The sequence below is a fragment of the Avibacterium sp. 21-586 genome (assembly GCF_026226775.1).
In the GTDB taxonomy this organism is placed as follows: domain Bacteria; phylum Pseudomonadota; class Gammaproteobacteria; order Enterobacterales; family Pasteurellaceae; genus Avibacterium.
In genome coordinates this window covers 667,375-687,813 of the sequence record NZ_JAKKOD010000001.1, presented here as the reverse complement: position 1 = coordinate 687,813, position 20,439 = coordinate 667,375, and the positions used below count along the sequence as shown (strand labels likewise).

At 39.6% G+C, this 20,439-nt stretch carries 18 protein-coding genes; 4 read left to right on the top strand and 14 right to left on the bottom strand.

Annotated features, from left to right (window positions below):
* Positions 1–81: 81 nt before the first annotated feature.
* On the bottom strand, positions 82–663 hold the full coding sequence (locus tag L5B71_RS03100) for an FMN-dependent NADH-azoreductase (RefSeq protein WP_265756922.1): 582 nt from the start codon (positions 661–663) through the stop codon (positions 82–84).
* Between the two features lie 180 nt (positions 664–843).
* Between L5B71_RS03100 and sohB the strand changes: the two genes are divergently transcribed.
* Together sohB and L5B71_RS03090 are read left to right on the top strand one after the other, a co-directional pair.
* Entirely contained in the window at positions 844–1,893 is a 1,050-nt protein-coding gene (gene sohB, locus L5B71_RS03095) for a protease SohB (RefSeq protein WP_265756921.1), read from the top strand.
* A 189-nt stretch (positions 1,894–2,082) separates the two neighbouring features.
* The gene (locus tag L5B71_RS03090) at positions 2,083–2,901 is read left to right on the top strand and encodes an OmpA family protein (protein ID WP_265756920.1); all 819 of its coding nucleotides are present in this window, start codon (positions 2,083–2,085) and stop codon (positions 2,899–2,901) included.
* 61 nt (positions 2,902–2,962) lie between these two features.
* Here the strand turns inward: L5B71_RS03090 and L5B71_RS03085 are convergent, their stop codons facing one another.
* The 13 genes from L5B71_RS03085 to L5B71_RS03025 form a co-directional block, all read right to left on the bottom strand.
* A complete protein-coding gene (locus L5B71_RS03085) occupies positions 2,963–4,219 on the bottom strand; it encodes a DUF2254 domain-containing protein (RefSeq protein ID WP_265756919.1) in 1,257 nt (418 codons plus the stop codon).
* 48 nt (positions 4,220–4,267) lie between these two features.
* A complete protein-coding gene (locus L5B71_RS03080; RefSeq protein WP_265756918.1) occupies positions 4,268–5,728 on the bottom strand; it encodes a surface lipoprotein assembly modifier in 1,461 nt (486 codons plus the stop codon).
* A gap of 61 nt (positions 5,729–5,789) precedes the next feature.
* Positions 5,790–6,935 (bottom strand): transferrin-binding protein-like solute binding protein, encoded by a 1,146-nt coding sequence (locus tag L5B71_RS03075; RefSeq protein ID WP_265756917.1) that lies wholly within the window; start codon positions 6,933–6,935, stop codon positions 5,790–5,792.
* Between the two features lie 169 nt (positions 6,936–7,104).
* Complete coding sequence (locus L5B71_RS03070; protein ID WP_265756916.1) at positions 7,105–9,183, bottom strand: TonB-dependent siderophore receptor; 2,079 nt, start codon at positions 9,181–9,183, stop codon at positions 7,105–7,107.
* 62 nt (positions 9,184–9,245) lie between these two features.
* Positions 9,246–10,040 carry a DUF4198 domain-containing protein gene (locus L5B71_RS03065; protein WP_265756915.1) on the bottom strand — a complete coding sequence of 265 codons (795 nt, stop codon included), beginning with the start codon at positions 10,038–10,040 and terminating at the stop codon, positions 9,246–9,248.
* Between the two features lie 97 nt (positions 10,041–10,137).
* Positions 10,138–12,051, bottom strand: a complete 1,914-nt coding sequence (gene fhuB, locus L5B71_RS03060) for a Fe(3+)-hydroxamate ABC transporter permease FhuB (RefSeq protein WP_265756914.1) — start codon at positions 12,049–12,051, stop codon at positions 10,138–10,140.
* Positions 12,045–12,911 carry an ABC transporter substrate-binding protein gene (locus L5B71_RS03055; RefSeq protein ID WP_265756913.1) on the bottom strand — a complete coding sequence of 289 codons (867 nt, stop codon included), beginning with the start codon at positions 12,909–12,911 and terminating at the stop codon, positions 12,045–12,047. The genes fhuB and L5B71_RS03055 overlap by 7 nt, the downstream gene beginning before the upstream one ends.
* A 9-nt stretch (positions 12,912–12,920) precedes the next feature.
* Positions 12,921–13,685 (bottom strand): ABC transporter ATP-binding protein, encoded by a 765-nt coding sequence (locus L5B71_RS03050; protein ID WP_265756912.1) that lies wholly within the window; start codon positions 13,683–13,685, stop codon positions 12,921–12,923.
* 251 nt (positions 13,686–13,936) lie between these two features.
* Positions 13,937–15,247, bottom strand: coding sequence for a nucleobase:cation symporter-2 family protein (locus tag L5B71_RS03045; protein ID WP_265756911.1), 1,311 nt, complete (start codon positions 15,245–15,247; stop codon positions 13,937–13,939).
* A 209-nt stretch (positions 15,248–15,456) separates the two neighbouring features.
* Positions 15,457–16,050, bottom strand: a complete 594-nt coding sequence (gene dolP, locus L5B71_RS03040; RefSeq protein WP_265756910.1) for a division/outer membrane stress-associated lipid-binding lipoprotein — start codon at positions 16,048–16,050, stop codon at positions 15,457–15,459.
* Positions 16,051–16,090: 40 nt separating this feature from the next.
* Complete coding sequence (locus L5B71_RS03035; protein WP_265756909.1) at positions 16,091–16,675, bottom strand: D-sedoheptulose-7-phosphate isomerase; 585 nt, start codon at positions 16,673–16,675, stop codon at positions 16,091–16,093.
* A 15-nt stretch (positions 16,676–16,690) separates the two neighbouring features.
* Positions 16,691–17,053 (bottom strand): YraN family protein, encoded by a 363-nt coding sequence (locus L5B71_RS03030; protein WP_265756908.1) that lies wholly within the window; start codon positions 17,051–17,053, stop codon positions 16,691–16,693.
* A 1-nt stretch (position 17,054) separates the two neighbouring features.
* A complete protein-coding gene (locus L5B71_RS03025) occupies positions 17,055–18,779 on the bottom strand; it encodes a penicillin-binding protein activator (RefSeq protein ID WP_265756907.1) in 1,725 nt (574 codons plus the stop codon).
* 75 nt (positions 18,780–18,854) lie between these two features.
* Between L5B71_RS03025 and rsmI the strand changes: the two genes are divergently transcribed.
* Both rsmI and L5B71_RS03015 read left to right on the top strand, forming a co-directional pair.
* Complete coding sequence (gene rsmI / locus L5B71_RS03020) at positions 18,855–19,697, top strand: 16S rRNA (cytidine(1402)-2'-O)-methyltransferase (protein ID WP_265756906.1); 843 nt, start codon at positions 18,855–18,857, stop codon at positions 19,695–19,697.
* Positions 19,698–19,790: 93 nt separating this feature from the next.
* A complete protein-coding gene (locus tag L5B71_RS03015) occupies positions 19,791–20,414 on the top strand; it encodes an L-threonylcarbamoyladenylate synthase (protein WP_265756905.1) in 624 nt (207 codons plus the stop codon).
* The last annotated feature ends 25 nt before the right edge of the window (positions 20,415–20,439 follow it).

The window sequence follows — 20,439 nt, the reverse complement described above, 5'->3', positions numbered from 1 at the left end:
CAAAAGGGTTTTGTCAAGAAATATATTTGTTACAAAAGAAAAAGCACGGAAATACCGTGCTTATGATAGGGAAAAATAGTGCTAAATTAATGTATCGATTTTCGCTCTAGCTTGTTCTTGTGATTTTGCAGCTACTTCAGCGCCAGAGCCTATGCCTTCTACATACACAAAATCGACATCATCAATGCCAATAAAGCCAAGGAAAGTTTTCAAATATAGTGTGATAACATCTGTTGTTTGCCCTTGATGCACACCACCGAAGGAAGCTAATACAATAGCTTTTTTACCTTTTACTAAGCCTTCAGGACCATTTTCTGTATATTGGAAAGTAGCTCCTGGACGGGCAATGAAATCAATATAGCTTTTTAATTGGGTTGGAATATTAAAGTTATACATTGGTGCATTGATAATGATGGTATCTGTAGCTTTTAATTCTGTTATTAATTCATCGGAAAGAGCCAGCAAGTCTTGCTCTTGTTGTGTTTTGGGGGCACCACGTAAGGCATTCGCTGCAATACCATCAAAATGGGGGAGTGGGTTTGTTGCTAAATCACGAACGGTTATTTGAGCGTCAGAAAATTTAGCTATGACATAATTAGCTAGCTGGTTAGTTTGTGAATTATCACCAAGAATACTAGATCTTAAAACGAGAATTTTTTGCATCAGAAATCCTTACAGTTTACTTATCATGGAGATTCCCTATTATAGAAGACACTTTTTTTTAATAAATGGCATAAAAGGAAAAAGATTTTTTCTTAATAGTTCATAATTAATAGGGAATTGCACTTTGCTATAAATCCTTTATGATTACTTTTTTATTTTATTCAACGAAAAGGGCAAGTTATGTGGTCTGAATTAGCCGTAGGCTATGGTTTATTTATTTTAGAAATTCTTACATTACTGTTAGTTATTGCAGGTATTATAGCAATGATTATCGCTTTCAAACAGAAAAAGTCTCACCAAGCAGGGGAGTTAGTGATTACAGATTTATCACAAGAATATAAAGAAAATACAAAGCGTTTGGCTGATTTTCATCTTTCCGAAGAGGCGTTAAAACAGATTGAAAAAGTGCGTAAAAAAGAGGAAAAACAAAAATCTAAACTAGAAAAAGAAAGGCTTAAAAAAGATCTGGATTTAGAAAATCAACGAAAGCCGCATTTGTTTGTGTTGAATTTTAAAGGTGATATTTTAGCTTCAGAAACTGCTGCACTTCGTGAGGAAGTGAGTGCTATTATTGCTGTAGCAAAACCTGAAGATGAAGTATTGCTTCGTTTGGAAAGCCCAGGTGGTGTAGTTCATGGATATGGTTTAGCTGCATCACAACTGGCTCGTTTGAAAAAACACCAAATTAAATTAACGGTGGCGGTGGATAAAGTCGCTGCAAGTGGGGGCTATATGATGGCCTGTGTTGCAGATAAGATTGTGGCTGCACCTTTTGCTATTATTGGGTCAGTTGGCGTTGTTGCACAAGTGCCTAATATTCACCGTTTGTTGAAAAAACATAATGTAGATGTTGATGTGATGACTGCAGGTGAATATAAGCGAACCGTGACGTTATTAGGCGAAAATACAGAAAAAGGTAAGGAAAAATTCCAGCAAGAGTTAGATGAAACGCATCAATTATTCAAACAATTTGTAGCGCAGCATCGCCCTCAGCTCATTGATATTGAATCTATCTCAACGGGAGAACATTGGTTTGGTGAGCAGGCTTTAGGATTAAAATTAATTGATGATATTGCAACGAGTGATGATTTCATTTTGGACGCAATGCAAGATAAGTTAGTGCTTTCCGTAAAATATACCATCAAGAAATCTTTTGCACAAAAGCTAGGTAAACAAGTAGAAAAAAGTATGCGTAACGTGTTTTTAGGGTTGCTAAAGTATAATAATTGAACGTCATATTAGCGATTTTGTGTATCTTTTATAAGATATTTACATTAATTGACAAAAAATTAGTATATTTTACTTTGCAAGTAACTTTGTTCATTTACTTTGTTATAAATTAGCTTTACTATTACCCATTAGGTAAAAAATGTTTTTTACATCACGTTCATTTATAAGTTTACAGTTAAGGTAGAAAAAATGAAATTATCATATCTTTTATTGTCTGCAGCAGCCGCTACAACACTAGCTGCTTGTGGAAATTTGAGCGATGTTACTGACAAAGGTACATCAGATCATTTGGTTTGGCCAAAAGTTGAAGATTCCGGTTTTAATCACGATGGTTTTCAAAAAGGAACTTGGCCGAACTGGGATAATGTTCGTTCAATCAGCCGTGGTATGAATAAAGATCAAATTTATTATTTGATTGGGCGTCCGCATTTTGCAGAAGGTTTGTTTGGCGTTCGTGAATGGGATTATGTATTTAATTATAAAGAGAATGGTGAACACAAGATTTGTCAATACAAAATTTTATTTGACAAAGATATGAATGCACAGAATTTCTATTGGTATCCAAATGGCTGTAATGGTAGCCTGTCTTTCAGCTTAAAAGGTGATTTCTTATTTGATTTTAACAAAGACACGATTTCAGCAAAAGGTGCTAAAGTGATTGATTCTGTTGCTGAACAGCTTAAAACAGCAGGAGCTGCAAATGTTAAAGTTTCAGGATATACAGATCGTTTAGGTTCTGATGCTTATAACTTGAAATTATCACAACGTCGTGCAGAGCGTGTAAAAGCATATTTGATTAAGAAAGGCGTAACTGCAAATATTGAAGCTGTTGGATATGGAAAAGCAAATCAAGTTAAAGCTTGTAATGATGAGTCTGGTCAAGCGTTGAAAGATTGTTTACGTGAAAATCGTCGTGTTGAAATTTCATCATCCGGTAAATTATTGAAACAAGCAGCAATAACTAATGAAGCTGGTGATGTAGGTCCATCTCCGCTTTATGCTAAATAATTGAATATAATAAGATATCTAACGGACCTTGTTTAATAAAATAAGGTCCGTTTTTTATGAATCATTTATGAAATAAAGTTTGGTGAGTGCTTTTTATTAGCAATTTTTCACTCTCTAATACTAATCCTTGTAAGGCGTAATCTAAATCAATTTTTGCTTGTTTTATTGCAGCTTCGGATATAGCCGGACTATCCGACATTTCATATAATATAGCTAATGTTTTTTGAACTTTGATATGAATTTCTAACATACTACTTCCATCTCGACAAATCGGTGTAAAAGGTTGTAATACAAATTCTTGTTCATTTAGATTTAACATTGCAAGACGATCATATTTCACTGCTTGCTTTTCAACTTTACTATCAAGAAGTAAGCGTAATAATACACTAATTACTTTAATAGCCGTGCCAGGATCATTGACTGCTTTAGATAAAGCTCGCTGTGCCACTTCACTCAGAACAAGCAGTCCAAATTTAGGATCTTGTGCATAAGAACGGTTATTCTCAATGATAAAACTTTCTTGTAATTGCGCTATTTCATCTATAGATTTATTCGCATAAGCGAGAGGCATGCCTGTATAAATGAGTTTTCCTGGCTGAATAGCAATTTCGAGTTGGCAGTCATTTTTTTCAGCAAAATCTTGTAAGTTTTGCATATTAATATGACTCAAATACCCTGTTTTATACGCATAAATAGCGTAACTGAAGTGAATTTTTTCAAGGGATTTAGCCCCCATATTTGGTGATTCCCAATAGTTTACTAGGGCTTGCTGCGAAGCTGTTTCAATTTTATCTAACGTATTATTTAGCAATCCCAGCTGAGATAATGTACTGACCCAAGTAATTAAAGTGGTAATTAAGTAGATCAATACGCAAATTGTACCTATAAATAATACAAAACGCCCAGCCTCATTGTAATATTCCATACCTAACGTAATTTTAGCAATCACGGCATAGACAAAAGCAGAGATAAAACTTGCGATTGCAAGGCGGGTAGTATTATCCCCCATTACTAATTCTGTAGCCCTTGGTGTTGCTCCATTAGAGGCAGAAGAAAAGGCGGAAACCATAATAGAAAGGGAAAACGTACTTACTGCTAACATACTAGATGCCATAATGCTGAGAATATCATTCAGCAATTCAGCACTAATGTCAGGGATGATGTCGAGTGGTAAAGATTTATTCTTGATCAATGCAGCAAATAAGGCTAGAAAAACCGCAAATACTGCACCTAAAACAGGCGTAAGCCATAGTCCATTACTCGGCTTTTTTAACCATAAAATGAGTGTGAAAAAATTTTCTTTGAGATAGCTTAACATTAATAACCTATATATTTTGAGGGCTAACTACTATTAGCCCTGTCTTGATTAGAAGCTTTTACTAAAATTAAAATAAATATTGTGTTTATCGTAGCTATAAAAAGGATTATTACTCTTCACTTTATTATATTCCCAAGTAATTTGTGGCGTAATACCAAAAAACTTGAGATTACGATGCCAAAGTGTTAATTGTGGAGAATATTCGTGATTAATTTGCTTTTTAGCTAACATTCTTCCTGGTGCTAAATATCTTCGTTGAGCATAACCAAACACTAGACGACTTGATATCCCGAAATCCCATTCTTGTGCCCAACCTATGCGAATACCAACACGATTGAATGATTCATCTTTATCACGAGCATTGCTACGATAATAATTTGTACCAACAAACCAAAACTGTGTACTTTTGGGTATATATAATAAGCTCATATCGCCAAAATAACGGTTGCCATTTAGATGCTTACGAGTTTTATAGCGTATTTCAGAGTATTCTAAAGTGTTAGCTAATTTCCACTGATTATTTAGCCAATAACTTGAACTGAGTCTTACACCGCTATTTTGTGAAAATTGTTTTAAACTATTACTACCTGATGCGCCACCACCATACCAGCGTTTACTTGTAAACGGCATTAAAAGGGTCTCAAAATAGGCACTATGATAGCCTATTCCAAGACCGGTACGAAATTCTAGTTCATTATATTTTTTATTATCCCAGTAATAGCGACCAATTAGATCTAAATCAAGCTGGGTAAAATAGCCATTTTTTATTTCCCATTGTTTAGATGCGCCTAAATTATAGGAAAATCCTTCCGCACTTTCGGAATCCCAAGCTTTCCAGTTTCCTATGTAGGTATCTGATTTAGGCGCATTATTAATATTGTTGTCTTTAACATAGCTAATTCCACCATAGAAACGCCAGCTTTGTCGTTTTTTCAGAGCGGTAATATAGTTATCTATTACCTGATAATTTGTTGAAGATAATGATTCAGAACGTAATTTTGTGAACTGATCGAGTGCTGCTTCATTATCATAGTTTAAATATAATACTTGCGCTAATTGAAATCTTACGGGTGTAATTTGTGGATAATTACTGATAATTTCACGATAAAACCCAATAGATTGATGATAATTTTCTTCTTTTGCAGCAAGAATTGCTTTACACCATAAAATCAGCGTGCGATCGGTATTAGCTTGTTTTTGATAAAGGGGAAAAAGTAAAGCAACTGCATCACTATTGTTTTGACTAACAGCTGGAATTAAAGCGCGCATAATTAAATCAGGGTGTTTAGATAATTCTTCCTTTGAAATAGATAACCTATTTTTTGTCTTTGCTGTAGCAGAGCGAGCAATTAATGGCTTAGAGGGATCAATTTTTACCTCAGGAGTATTTTGTTGTTCGCTTCGATCTAATCGATCATTTGCTGGTAAAACTTGCTGATTTCCGTTTGCTGAAATTGTAAATATTAGTGTTAATGTAGCAAAAGGAAATGTTAGATTATGTTTCAACATAAAACCTCACTATGAAAAAAGCCATTCAAGCGAATGGCTTTTAGTAAGAAAATTAACAATATTACTCTGATTTGCTTGCCGCAAAAATAACGCCCCATTTTTCATTATGTGCAGTACCTGCTACTTCTTTAGCATTTTCGCCATAGAATTTTGCATTTAATGGGGCTGAGAATTGGGCATTGTTATCAATATTAAGGGCCTGTTTATTGTCTTCATCTTGTACTGTCAGACTTACTTTACCATTGGTAATATCGTTACCATTAATTTTACCGTCTGTAATATCAAAGAATTTTTGGCTACCGTCGTATAAATATCCAGACACATTTTTATTATCAAAATCAGCGTCAATATGTGTGCTTAATGAAGAATTCTGGAAACCTTTATTATCTTGATCAGATAAATTAATTAACTTAGCCGTTCCATTTCCTTGATATACGACTCTACCGGCTGTAGGAATTTGATCTTCAGGGGTCGGTTTTCCTTGTACAAAGGTATATAACGTTTCATTATCTAATACTGCACCTATTTTTACGGATTTAATATCTGTTTTTGTTCCACAGCACACAATTTTAGTATCATCACTTTGCCAGATTGTACTGATATTTACTGAGCCTCCAGAAATCCCAGTTAAGTTAGGGATAAGGGAATAGGATTTTCCATTAACCACAATCGTATCAATAGAATCTGAATTAATTGTGATAGTTGGACCTGGATTGGTTGGTTTTCCTAGTTTTGCATTGTAAGAGAAAGCATAACCAGTAAATTCAGGAGTTGTAGGTTGTGAAGTTGCATCAGTAGTAGATGTATCTGGTTGTGAGGTTGTATTATTAGTAGTAGATGTATCTGGTTGTGAGGTTGTATTATTAGTAGTAGATGTATCTGGTTGTGAGGTTGTATTATTAGTAGTAGATGTATCTGGTTGTGAGGTTGTATTATTAGTAGTAGATGTATCTGGTTGTGAGGTTGTATTATTAGTAGTAGATGTATCTGGTTGTGAGGTTGTATTATTAGTAGTAGATGTATCTGATTCTGAAGTCGTATTATTAGCAGATGAACCGGGTTGAGAGGTTGTTGAGACAGTGGTATTTGATGAGGTATTACTGTTAGCTGTTGTTCCATCGGAAGACCCGCTTCCACCACCGCTACTACAAGCTGTTAATGCAGATAATATTAATGTCGCTAATGTCACTTTTGCCGTTTGGTTCATAATCGCACTCCTTTTGATATAAAACTAAAGTTAGAATAGCAAGTATGTCTATTCTATGTTGCACATTTTACATTAAGTAAACAGGATAGGGCAATATCAAATAGTATTTAATAAACATTTTATGTAAATAGAGGGGAAAAAATAGTTCTTCCCCTTAAAATATAACTGATTAAAATTTATAAGAAACCGAAGCATTGATATTTTGCGCTGCACCGTAGTAGCAGTAATAATCGCAACCTGCGACATAACGGCGGTTGCCAACATTTTCTACATTTAACTGTGCAATCCAGTTAGAATCAAATGCGTAGCGTGCCATTAGATCTACCACAGTCGCAGAAGGTACTTCTTTGCCTGAATAGAGTGATCCCTGCTCGGTTACACTTTTACCAATATAGCGTACGCCTGCGCCTACCGTTAAACCATTTAATGCACCGTTATCAAAGGTGTAATCGGTTTTCACAGAAAAAGTATGTTTTGGAATTAATGGGTTACGCACATCGCCATTCTCTTTACGAGTGATTGATTTCAAATAGGTATAAGCTAAGCCCATATTCCAGTTGTTAGTTACATTCACATCCGCTTGTAATTCCACTCCTTTACGAAGCACAGGATCGGCATTGCTCACTGTTTTACCTAAACCATTTGACACCAACGCCCCTTTATCTTTGGCTTTGAAGGTGGCAAGGGTGATTGATCCGTTTAACCAATCTGGTAAATATTTGATCCCCACTTCATATTGATGAGTGATATTTGGATCATAAAGTTTTTGATTGCCACTTAATCCCACAGGTAAGTTAAAGGACTCACTATAACTAAAATATGGATTTAAGCCGAATGGTGCTTCATACATTAATGAAGCAGAATAGGACATATTGCTGATTTTTTGTGAAGAGGTGTATTCATCTTGTTTCGCACGATCGTGGCGTACACCAAGGTTTAACACAAGGCTATCCATAAAACGGCTTTGGTTTTGTAGATAAAGCCCAAGCTGGCGTGCGGTGATATAGGTATAAGGGGCATTGATGGTTTGAGCCTGATGATAGCCAGAGCGAGCCTGTTTTAAATTCACCGCAGAAGTGCTGCCAAATAGGATATAGTAGGCTTTCACTTTTTGATTACGATAATCTGTTCCCACCACCAAGCTATTTTTCAGCCAATCATTGCTATATTTCCAAGTGAGATGATTATCTAGGGTATGAGAAATAGATGTACCGTCATTAAATACGACACCGCGAGCTAATTCATAACCTGCCGTACTTGGTGCTTTGGGCGTCCAGTCTGCATTATAAGCTGAAGGATAAGCATAAGAACCACGGTGATTGTTATTGGCATAAGTGTAACGGTAGCTACTGTCAAAACTTAAATTATCATCAAATTGATGGCTAAATTCATAGCCGATATTGTATTGGCGGTTGTATTCACGATCATTTACTGGATCGCCAAGGTTGGTAGAACGTCCAATATAGCTGCCATCAGGGAATGGCACAAGCGAACCTTCTTGTGGCAAGAAATTCGAGCTTGGCACGCCTTTATCAAATTGATAGCTGGTTAAAAGGGTTAAGCGGGTGCGATCAGAAATATCCCATTCCAAAGAGGGCGCAAAATAAACGGTTTTATTTTTTGTTGCGTCCCATTGTCCATTTTTAGACGAAAATGCACCCACTAAGCGATAACGCAGATCATCATTATTGCCGATGCGATCCGTATAATCTACGCCGATTCCATATTGATGATGATTTCCAGCGTTAAGGGTAACTTCCCCTTTGCCAATTTGATCTTTATGCGGACGCTTGGTGACATAGTTGATCAAGCCACCTGAATTTGCCGCACCGAACGTCATTGCGTCTGCGCCTTTGGTCATTTCCACCGCTTCTAATGCGAACGTATTCACATAAGGGGTGAAAAATCCGTAAGACGTTAAAGGCAAGCCATTCAGCGCTTGACTGACTTCTGTGCCTCTTACACGAAACCAGTTTGTATTGGTATCTTCACCGAAAACTTGGGTGGAAAATCCTGCTTGGTAGCGACCAATTTCATCGACTTTGGTAATGTTTTGTTCTGCTAACTGCTCCGCATTCATCGCAATGGCTGATTTGGCTTGATAAACAGGCACTTCACCCATTCGATACATTGAACCGCTAGTGACTTGAATTTCGTCCAACTGCTCCACCTCTTCGGCAAAAACCCCTTGGCTTGTGGCGAAAAGTGCGGTGGAAATTAATGAGAGTTTAAAAATATTTGCTTTCATACAGCTCCTATTGTGTTAATAAAAAATGGCGTGTGGTGAACACGCCAATCAAGAGAAAAAGGTTATTTCACTTTAAAAGTATAAGTGCTATAAAATTTACGTTTTTGGCAGATTTTTTGATCAGGATAATCCATTTCATAAATCGCTTTTAATTTCCACGTGCCAGCAAGAGCAGGCAGAATATTCACTTTGCCTTGACTATCCGTTTTGCCAGAGAAGGCTTGTGGTTCACGGTGATCATAAACGGCTTTTTCATCAAATTTGGTAAACTCGTTGGTTGTGCCGATAATGCTCACGCCTTTGGCTGGCTGCCCTTGATATAACACTTGCACTGGGAACACGTCCATTACGCTAACTTGGGTTGGATCCACCAATGGTACAATTTCTAGTGGCAAGCCCACTGGTGCAATGGCGAAATCGCTCACCTCAACCCCGTTGTTCACATAGGTTGTGGCGAACATACTGGATTCTTCGCAGTAATTGGCGTCCGTCATTTGGGTGAGATTTTCACGTTTCCAGCCTTTTTCATTTTTTGACCAGAAAGTCGGTTTGTAGCTTCCTGAAATTTTGAATTCCCCCTTACCCAATGGCGTTTTGGTGACATAATGATAATTCTCTCCTTGCTGGGTGAGCGTGGTGTTTTTGCCGTCAGCTTGGTGTAACACCAGTGGATTGAGGATATTTAAACGGCTTTCCGCAATTTTTTCGCCTAATGGGAATTTATCCCCGTAGCCTAACACCGCAAGCAACGGTTTGTCTGCTTCCGCGTGTTGGGCATAAGCCCATAAATCGTGTGCAGAACTTGCGAAAGGTAAAGCTAATCCGCAAAGCAAAGTGAGTTTAGTGAGTTTTTTCATTTGATTTCTCCTATTTGTTGATAAAAAATTGAGTTTTTTGCACCGCACTTTGCTGTACAGCTAATAGAAGCGAGTAGAAAAGTGCGGTGTAAATTTGTTACATTTTTCGCATTAACCATAAAAAATAAGTTCCGCCAAGCAAGGTTGCCACCAAGCCCGCAGGGATTTCATAAGGGAACAACAATTGCCGCCCAAGCCAATCTGCCATTATCATCACTGTTCCACCTAATAATCCTGCAGCAAGTAGCTGGGTTTTGCTTTGACGAAAGCCTAGGCTGTATGCCAAATGGGGCGCAAGCAAGCCGATAAAACTGAGCGATCCCACAATCAATGTGGCAAGCAAGGTGAGTAAGATAGCAAATAAAAACAAAATACTACGCGACTGCACGAGACTCACCCCAAAGGATTGTGCCACCACGCTATTTAAGCTGAGTAAATCTAGCCAGCGGACAAAAATAAAGCTTAAGGCGAAAAGTGCCGTTGCGATAATTAGCATAGGTATTGCCACATCATTGCTAGCGTAATAGGTCGAACCCGATCCCCAGCTTAATAATTGCCAGGCACGGGGATCGCCACTGGCGATAAATATGCGTTGCACGGCGTCAAATAAGGCGGAAATGCTAATTCCCGTGAGCAACACCTGATCGGGCTGCAAGCCGTTGCGGCGATTGATAAGCCAGATTAACCCTAAGATCAATAATGCCCCAAACGTACCCCATAATACATATTGACTAAGCACGCTTGCACCAGCGACAAAAATCGCCAATAACACGCCAAAGCTCACGCCGGAAGTAATGCCCAGTAATTCAGGGCTTGCCATTGGATTGCGGCTTAAGCGTTGTAAAATCGTTCCCGCCAAAGCGAGCATTATGCCGGCACAAAGGGCATAGGCAAGGCGTGGGAAACGCAAGTCGAACAGGCTTTGATCTAAGTAAACTTGCCAGCCGTTTACGCCTTGAGCCAAAAATAAAGAACAGCCTAACGCCGCCGCCAAAAATAGCGGTAAATAAAGTGCGGTGCTTTTTTTGCCAGAATTTTTCCACGTACTTTGGCTTTCTTGCACGCGTCCATATTGCTGATGATGTTTGAACACGAGCCATAATAGCAAAGGTGTGCCGAATAATGCGGTAATCGATCCTGTCGGCAAGGAAATGCCTTGCCATTGTTCAATCAGTTGAAGACAGAGATCGGCAATCAACAATAAGATGCCAGCAAAATAGGCACTTCGCCATAATAAAATCTTAAAGCGATAATCAGGATATTGCCGCGCTAGCGTGGTGGCGGCTAAGCCAATAAAGGCGATCATTCCTACGCGGCTGACGATAATGGCGACTAAATAAGCGGCAAGCAACACACCGAGCAGGCGGATTCTTTTCACATTTACGCCTAAACTTTGTGCGTTACTTTCTTGTAATTGCAGAATTTGCAATGTTGGGCTAAGTAGCAGGATGCCAACAATGGCAGGGGCGAGTAACGGCAGCAGGGTTAGGCTGTCATACCAGCTTTCTTGTACCAGTGAGCCGCTGCCCCACACGAGCAAGCCACGGCTTTCTTCAGGGTAAAACAGCATTAAAAGGGAAGAAAATGCCCCAAGATAAAAACTCACCACCAGCCCTGCAAGCACGATCAATAACGGTGAAAGCATTTGCCGCCACGCCAGTAATAGCACTAAGCCTAAGGCGAATAATGCCCCAATAAAGGCAATCGGCGTTGTGCCAAATTGCAATAAATTTGGTAAAAATAGGGTAGCCAGAAACAGGGCGAATTGTGCGCCACCACTCACTGCAAGGGTGCTGTCGGAAGCCAACGAATTATTCATAATTTGCTGTAATAATAGCGAAGCCACACCTAGGCTTGTCCCTGCTAAGATTGCCATTAGCACGCGCGGCAAGGTGAAATTGAAAATCAGCAGTTGGCTAGTTTCACTTTGTTCCGGCTGTTGCCAAAGTAGCAACGCAAATAATGCCATAGCAATCAGCCCAAGGCTTGGCATTAAACGAATTTTCACCATTGGCTTTCCCCTTGTGGCTGACGTAATCCTTGGCTTAAGGCAAGGGCTAAACGCTGAGCAGAGGGCAGTGCGCCGAATGTCCAAATGGCGGGTAAAATCAAGGGATCTTTCGCTAGAGGCAAGGCTTGCCATAGGCTATTGCTCGCCAGTTCTTGCGGCACATTTTGCGGATAAGGCTTGATGATCACCAATTTCGCGTGGGGAAATTGTGCGAGCTGATTTAGGCTAATTTGGCTAAATCCCCATAAATTTACCGTTTCTTGCCACGCATTGTATAGTCCAAGTTGGGTTAGCACTACACCGGGCAGACTTTGTTTGCCATAAACACGCAAATGACGTCCATCAATAAATTGCACAATTAATAAAGGGCGTGCTTGAAATGGGGCGAGCAAAGCTTTTTGTGCGGCAAAAAGAGTTTCGGTTTGATCAATTAACGGCGTGGAATCTACCTCCACCAGATTGGCAAGTTGGCGTGTTGCTTGAAGTTGATTTTGCCAAAAATCGCCTGTTTGGTAAAAATTGACGAGATCCAAGGTGTTTACGTTGGACAAATAAGGCAAATTGGCTTGTGCGGTGGCGAAATACATATCGCTATTGGGGAAACTTTCAATATCAAGTTGTGCCAGTAATTCTTTATTAGGTTGTAATCTCGTGCCTAAATCCACCGCACTTTGTGGTAACGCAGGTTCGCTCACCCAGTTTTGATAGCTTTGTTTATCCCCTACGGCAACGGGTGTTACGCCTAGTCCGAGCAAGGTTTCGGCGATTGTCCAATCTAAGGTAGCAACTTTTGATGTCGCTAACGTAGGTAAAGTAACAATGAGCCAAAGTGCGTGCAATAAGTAAGCATATTTTTTCATTATTGCCTCCTAAAAGAACGCCACAGGAACTTGATCCACAGGGTGGGATAGCACTTGCAGATCAATATGATAAATTTGCTCAAGGGCTTGCGGGGTCATAATCTCTTGTGGTGTGCCTTGCATTAATAATTTGCCTGATTGCAAGGCGATGAGTTCATCACAAAAACGTGCAGCAAGATTGATGTCGTGAATAACAATAATCACGCCTAAATTCAGGTTTTTTACCAGTTTTTGGATAAGCTGCATTACTTCCACTTGATGGGCAATATCCAATGCTGCCAAGGGTTCATCTAATAATAAAAAGCGACTTTGTTGAACCAACAACATTGCAAGCCAGACGCGAGAACGTTCACCGCCTGAAAGGGTATCCACAAATTGATCGGCATAGCCTTGCATATTTGTCCACTCAAGGGCATTTTGAATCGCTTGCTCATCTTTTTTAGGGTTACGCCCTAACAGCCCATTCCACGCATAACGACCCATTTGTAGCAGCCCTTTCACCGTTAAATTACTGGCTTGCGGCAAATATTGTGGCAGATATGCCACTTCACGGGCAAAGGCTTTGTTTTTCCATTGCTGAATAGGCTGATCGGCAAAATGCAGCGCGCCACTCGAAGGAAATTGCTGACGTGCTAAGAGTTTAATCAAGGTAGATTTACCCGAGCCATTTGGTCCAATAATACCATAGATTTTTCCCGTGCCGAATTGCAGTGAAATAGGCTGCAACAACACTTTTTCAGGTAAGGCGAATGACACGGCATTTAATTCAAACACGATATTTCCTACGGCGAATAAAATAAGGTGGGGGATTTTAATTGATAACCGTTATCATTTCAATAGGGGGAAGATTTATCGAATAAAAACGAGACAAAATTACCGCACTTTTATTATGGGTTTATTGTATTTAGCAAGGAATAATAGTATTAAAGTGTGAAGCAATGAAGAGTGATAAAATGAAAGAGGTACTTTGATAAAAATGGGCAAAAACATTGCATTTGCCCTTATCTAGCTCGTTGAGTGAAAGACTATTGCGTTTTTTCTATTTTTTTATCTTGCGGTAAGATTAAGTTTAGAATTAGCGCTAATAATGATCCCACAGTAATGCCTGAACCTAGTACTTCTTTGAAAAATTGCGGGAGTTTTTCGAGCAATTCTGGGCGAGTGGTTACCGCCAAGCCACAGCCAATAGAGATCGCGATAATTAATCCGTTGCGTTTGCTACGTTCGATGCTATCTAGCATTTGGATTCCTGCGGCAATAATCATTGCGAACATCATCAATCCCGCACCGCCAAGCACCGGAAGTGGAATTGACACGATTAATGCACCGAATACTGGGAATAAGCCAGCTAGCACCAATAATGCCCCTGTTATGGCAACTACATAGCGACTAGCCACTCCCGTGAGAGAAATCACGCCGATATTTTGTGAGAAAGAAGAAAACGGCGTGGTGGACATAATCGCTGCAAGGGCAGAACCTAAACCATCACACAACACACCACCGCGTAAATGTTTTCCTGTGATTTCGGTTTTGGTGGCATTACCTAGAGCTAAGAAATTACCGCTTGATTCCACAATGGTGACCAAATAGGCGATAGACATTCCAATAATTCCTGCGATAGGGAAGGATAAACCAAAATGTAAGGGTTGTGGTACAGCAAAAATTTGTGCTTGTTTCACCCCATCAAAATTCACCCAACCTAGAGCGAGCGCCAATAGATAGCCTGTCATCATTCCAATTACAATGGCTGCGGCGGAAAAAATACCTTTGCCCCATTGCACTAAAATTACTACGATAACTAACACAAAACTTGCCATCATCAGATTTTCTGGCGTGGCATAGTTGGGATCGTTACGTTGTCCGCCGGCGAACCAGTCCACCGCAACAGGGATAAGGCTAAGGCCGATCATCATCACCACGGTTCCCGTTACCACTGGTGGGAATAATTTACGGATATAAGGCATAAAGAAGCTGCCGATGATCATTACTAGTGAACCCACGAGCGAAGCGCCTAAAATTCCCGCCACGCCGTCTTCACTAAATCCAATGGAAAGGGCGGCGGCAACAAAGGTGAAACTTGTTCCCATTACGCTTGGTAAGCGAATACCGATCGGACCTAAGCCACGGCATTGAATAATGGTTACCACGCCAGAAATGAGTAATGCTGCGTTTACCAAAGTGATAGTGTCTTCAGTCGGTAATTTTAATACATTACCGATAACCAATGGCACCGCGATAATTCCTCCTAAGGCAGCGAGCAAATGCTGAGCAGCTAATAATAGACTTAACCCGAAAGGTGGTTTGTCTTCAACGGAATAGAGTAGGTTGTTGTTCATAATGCTTTCCTGAGTGATAAAAAATAGCGCGCATTATACTTGAAAATAGAATTTAAGCAATCGTTTGCTTTATGAGGTGGTCGCTTAAAAGGGAGAGCTGCAGAATAAAAAATAAGATGTGATGCTAATAAAATAAGAAGAAAAGTGCGGTGGTTTTTTGATAAATTTTGCCCTTAAAAAATTAAGGGCAAGGCTAAAATCTTACGAGGTTACTTAAGGTAATCAAATACTTTAACTACTTTTGCCACGCCTGAGACATTTCTTGCAACTTCAGTGGCAGCGTTCGCTTGTTCTTCCGTGAGATTCCCCATTAAGAACACTTCACCGTTTTCAGTGATCACTTTTACATCAGTGGCTTTCACGCTTGAATTTACAAACATTTTGGATTTAATTTGAGTGGTGATCCAACTGTCTTTAGCAATTTGTGATACAGAAATAGGTGAACCAATGCGCAGTTCGTTATACACTTTGGAAACATTGTCCACACCTTCAGCTAATCCCGTAGCGAGATCTTTTAAATTTTCATTTGGCACTTGCCCGATGAGTAAAATACGTCCACTATAAGACACCACATTAACACGGCCTTCACTTTTGATTTGCCCGTCTTTATAGATTGCACTTAGCACTTTTTCTTCAAGAACTTCATCATCAACTTGCGTTCCCGTTGTTCTTGGATCTGTGGCGACTTTCGTACCAATGGCGGCCGCACCAGCTACACCCGCAACAGTTGCGGTTACACAGCCTTGTAATAAAAATGCGCTACCGAGAATAAGGGCAAGTTTTTTTAAATTTCTTGTTTTCATTAGTTATACTCCTTTGTTGGGATCTATAAATCGTTGACAATTATGAATGAGAAAAAAGCGAATGATCAATTAACTCACAAATCGTATTAATAATAAATAGATGATGCTCCAAAATACGGCTTTCTTTTACCGTTGGGGCGGTGATTTCCAAATCCTGCTCAGTGAGAAAGCCTTGAATGTGATCATTATTTGCTCCCGTTAGTGCTATGACACTAATTTCTTTATTTAGTGCCGAATTAATTGTATCTAGCACCATTTCTTCATTGCCAAAAGGGGAAAATACTATCAACAGATCCCCTTTTTGTGCTACAGCATTAAATTGGCGTTGGTAGAATTGTTGTTTCGGACGATCGGCAATAATTGCTGATCCAATGGCGTTATCCAAACTTAATAAGACGGAAGGAAAGCTTGGTCTTTCTAGCTCATAGCGATTAAGTAAATTCGCCACCAGAAACTGTGCATTGGCATAAGATTTTCCTTGTCCGCAGACGATAATTTTATTGCCACGCAATAGACAAGCGACAATGTTTTGCACTGCTTGAAAAATGGCATTGGGCAATAAGCTTGAGGCAGAAATCTGGGTTTGTATGCTTTCGCTGTAAAGATCTTTTATTTTATCTAACATTATGCTTAATCAGGCTTATTCATCAAGAAAATTAGGAATCCATTGTAAGTCTTGTATTGTATTACCAAATGCGACTAAGTCAAAACGGCAATCGGTATCTTCAAGGCTACAATCTTGTTTTGCCAACCACATATTGGCAGCATCTAACCATTTTTGCTGTTTTTGCCAATCTACACTTTCCACAGCTGAACCAAAAAAATCATTTTTTCTTTGTCGCACTTCGACAAAAACAATGGTTTCGCCATCTTGCATAATCAAATCCAGTTCCCCACATTTAAAATGCTGGTTGGCGGCAATAAATTTTAACCCTTTAGCTTGTAAAAAAAGGCGAGCTTGTTGCTCAAAGCTCGCCCCTTGCTGACGTTTGGATTTAAACATATTAATTGCTTAATACTACCACTGATGCATTTTGGTATTGATACCACGTCATATCACGTTCAATATTACAGTTCGGGCCGGCACTTAATTTACCGGTTAAACCGTTAATATTGAAGCCTGGAACTTGGCGTAACTCATTGAATTGGTTTATCAATAACCACGCATCCGCGCCCATTGCATATAAACGCATTAAGGAATAATCGCCATTGGTAAAGCCTGCGACTTTTTTGTATTGTGCAGAATCCACATCTTTAAAGAATGGAATATCACTAAATTCTAAGCCGTTCATTAATAAGCGATATTCAGGGCCGTTATTAGATGAATTACTGCGTGAACTTGCATAAAGTTTTAACTTCGCATTGGTGTTGTCAATCACGGTTTTTAATTCGCTTAATTGAGTATTGGTGGCAACGATGTATAAGCCTTTAATATTCTCATTAATGCCTGCTTGTAAAGCAAAGCTAATATCATCAGCACGGTTATAGAATTTTACGTTAGCATCTGTGCCAGATAATTTTTGCCAACGGGTGTTGAACGCTGATGCAGTACGCTGGCCTAAATCATTTTGTGGCACGATCACTAACGGATTGTGAATGCCTTCATTCCAAATGCGGTTTGCCGCGGATTCTGCTTCATCTTCAGGTGCTAGGCCATAATAGCAAAGCTGACCAATAGCACGAGAGTTTGCCGTAGAATTAAGGGTTAGCACATTCAAGCCTTGTAGCAGATCGGCACGATTGGTTAATTGATCCACATTTTGTTTCAGCAATGGCCCAACGATAGTGGTAATGCCTTCTAGTTTGGCTTGTTCAATGATATTTTCAACAGGAGTAGAAAGGGTATCAAACACTTTAACCTGAATTGCAGAATCACCTTTGGCATCATCAAAACCGCGTTTGATTGTGCTACCAATAAGTTGTGCATCACCACTTAATGGCAATAATAATGCCACTTGTTCAATCTGAGTTTGTTGGAAATTAAATAACCCTTGTAATTCTGTTGGGAAAAGATAGCTTGCAGAATGGCTAGGGTACATCGCTTTCCAATTTTGTAATGCCTGGCTTAATTGCGCTGGGTGATTTAAGTTATCGTTATAGGTTTTTGCCAGCGCTAACCAACCAGCTAATGCTGCATTGCCATTCGCTGGTGTGCCGTTGATTAAGCCACGATTTGCACTACGTAATAATGCCCAAGTGCGGTCATTATTTTCTTGTTTTCTTTTAGTATCAGTTAATAACGCATCAATTTGAATACGGGCTTTTACCGCATTAATGATCTGATTACGATTTTTTGCTACGCGGGCGACCACTTCATAGTAGCGCGCTTTTTGTGAAGGGCTTAATAAAGCCAAGTTGATCACTTTTAAACGTTTATCGGCATTTTGATTATTGCCTTTTACCGCCGCAATATGCGCTTCAACAATCGATTTATCTAAAAGTTGCTCTTCGTTTAAATTTTTCAATTCTGAGAGCATTGCTTGTGCTTGAGGGATTTTATTCTCACGCACTAAAACACGCGCAGCAAGCAATTTATAGGTTTGTTGATCTTCTAGATTTTGTGTCCGTTGAATTTGATTGATGTAATATTCCGAACTGGCATTAGCATCGTTTTTCAGCATATTTGTGAAGCTGTTACCGAACAAATTGGTACAGCCTGCCAACACCAATGCAAATAAAAAAGGCATTAATCGATTTTTTAAATTAATGCGTTGTAATAGAATAGTCATAATTACTCCGTTGTTGAAAACAATCTGGGGGATCTTACTTATCTCCATAATTAAAATCAAATAAAAGAAGTAAAAATGGACAATTTAACTGGAATTTTATATATCGTGGCAACGCCGATTGGCAATTTGCAAGACATCAGCCAACGCGCATTGAGGGTGTTGCAACAAGTGGATTTAGTCGCCGCAGAAGATACACGCCATAGTGGTTTATTGTTGAGTCATTACGGCATTAAAAAGCCTTTTTTTGCCTTGCACGATCATAATGAGCAACAAAAAGCCGATATTCTGTGCGAAAAACTGCTGCAAGGTACAAGTATAGCATTGGTTTCTGATGCAGGTACGCCACTGATTAGCGATCCGGGCTTTCATCTGGTAAGAAAATGTCGCCAAGCTGGCATTAAAATCGTGCCAATTCCGGGCGCTTGTGCTGCAATAGCAGGGCTTTGTGCCTCAGGTATTGCATCTGACCGTTTTTGTTTTGAAGGTTTTCTGCCAGCTAAATCAAAAGCCCGTTGCGATAAATTAGAAAATCTCACAAAAGAAGACCGTACGTTGATTTTCTATGAATCTACTCACCGTATTTTAGATTGCCTTGCGGATATGGAAAAGGTATTCGGTACACAACGCTATATAGTGCTAGCGCGAGAACTAACCAAAACGTGGGAAACCATTCACGGTGATGAAGTCGGCGCATTACGCCAATGGGTGAGCGAAGATCCAAACCGTAGCAAAGGCGAAATGGTACTGATCGTAGAAGGCAATGTGAGCAGTGAAGAAGAAAGCTTTTCCCCTGAAGCCATCAAAGCCCTAACCCTTATCGCCAAGGAACTCCCACTTAAAAAAGCCGCCGCTATTGTCGCAGAGCTTTATGGCTATAAGAAAAATGCGTTGTATCAGTTTGGGTTGGAGAATCTGTAAGTTTATTTTTATACAAATTTATTTTTCCCTAACCCTATAATCAATGGGGAATTTCGGTATAATGACCCAGTTAATGATTACAGGATAAAGGTTATGAGCCAGTTTTTTTATATACATCCAGAAAATCCGCAGCCGCGTTTGATTAATCAAGCGGTGGATATTTTGACACAAGGTGGGGTGATTGTTTACCCAACGGATTCAGGTTATGCCTTGGGTTGTATGCTCGGTGATAAGCACGCAATGGATCGCATTGTGCAAATTCGCCAACTGCCAGAAAATCATAATTTCACCCTTGTGTGTAGCGATTTATCAGAACTTTCTACTTACGCCACGGTGAATAATATGGCGTATCGACTGATTAAAAATAACACGCCAGGACGTTATACCTTTATTCTCACCGCCACCAAAGAAGTACCACGCCGTTTGATGACATCAAAACGTAAAACCATTGGGCTGCGCGTGCCAGATAATCAAATCGCACTCGCCTTATTAAATGCCTTAGGCGAGCCGATTTTATCTTGCTCTTTGATGTTGCCGGGGGAAGCATTTATTACACAATCTGATCCAGAAGAAATTCGTGATCGTTTAGAACATCAAGTGGATTTAATTATTAACGGTGGCTATTTAGGGCAAGAGCCAACAACCGTCGTAGATTTAACCGACAACACGCCAGTGATTTTGCGCGAGGGTAGTGGTTCAACCACACCATTTATTTAATTTTTTCAAACTGTTAGACGCTTGG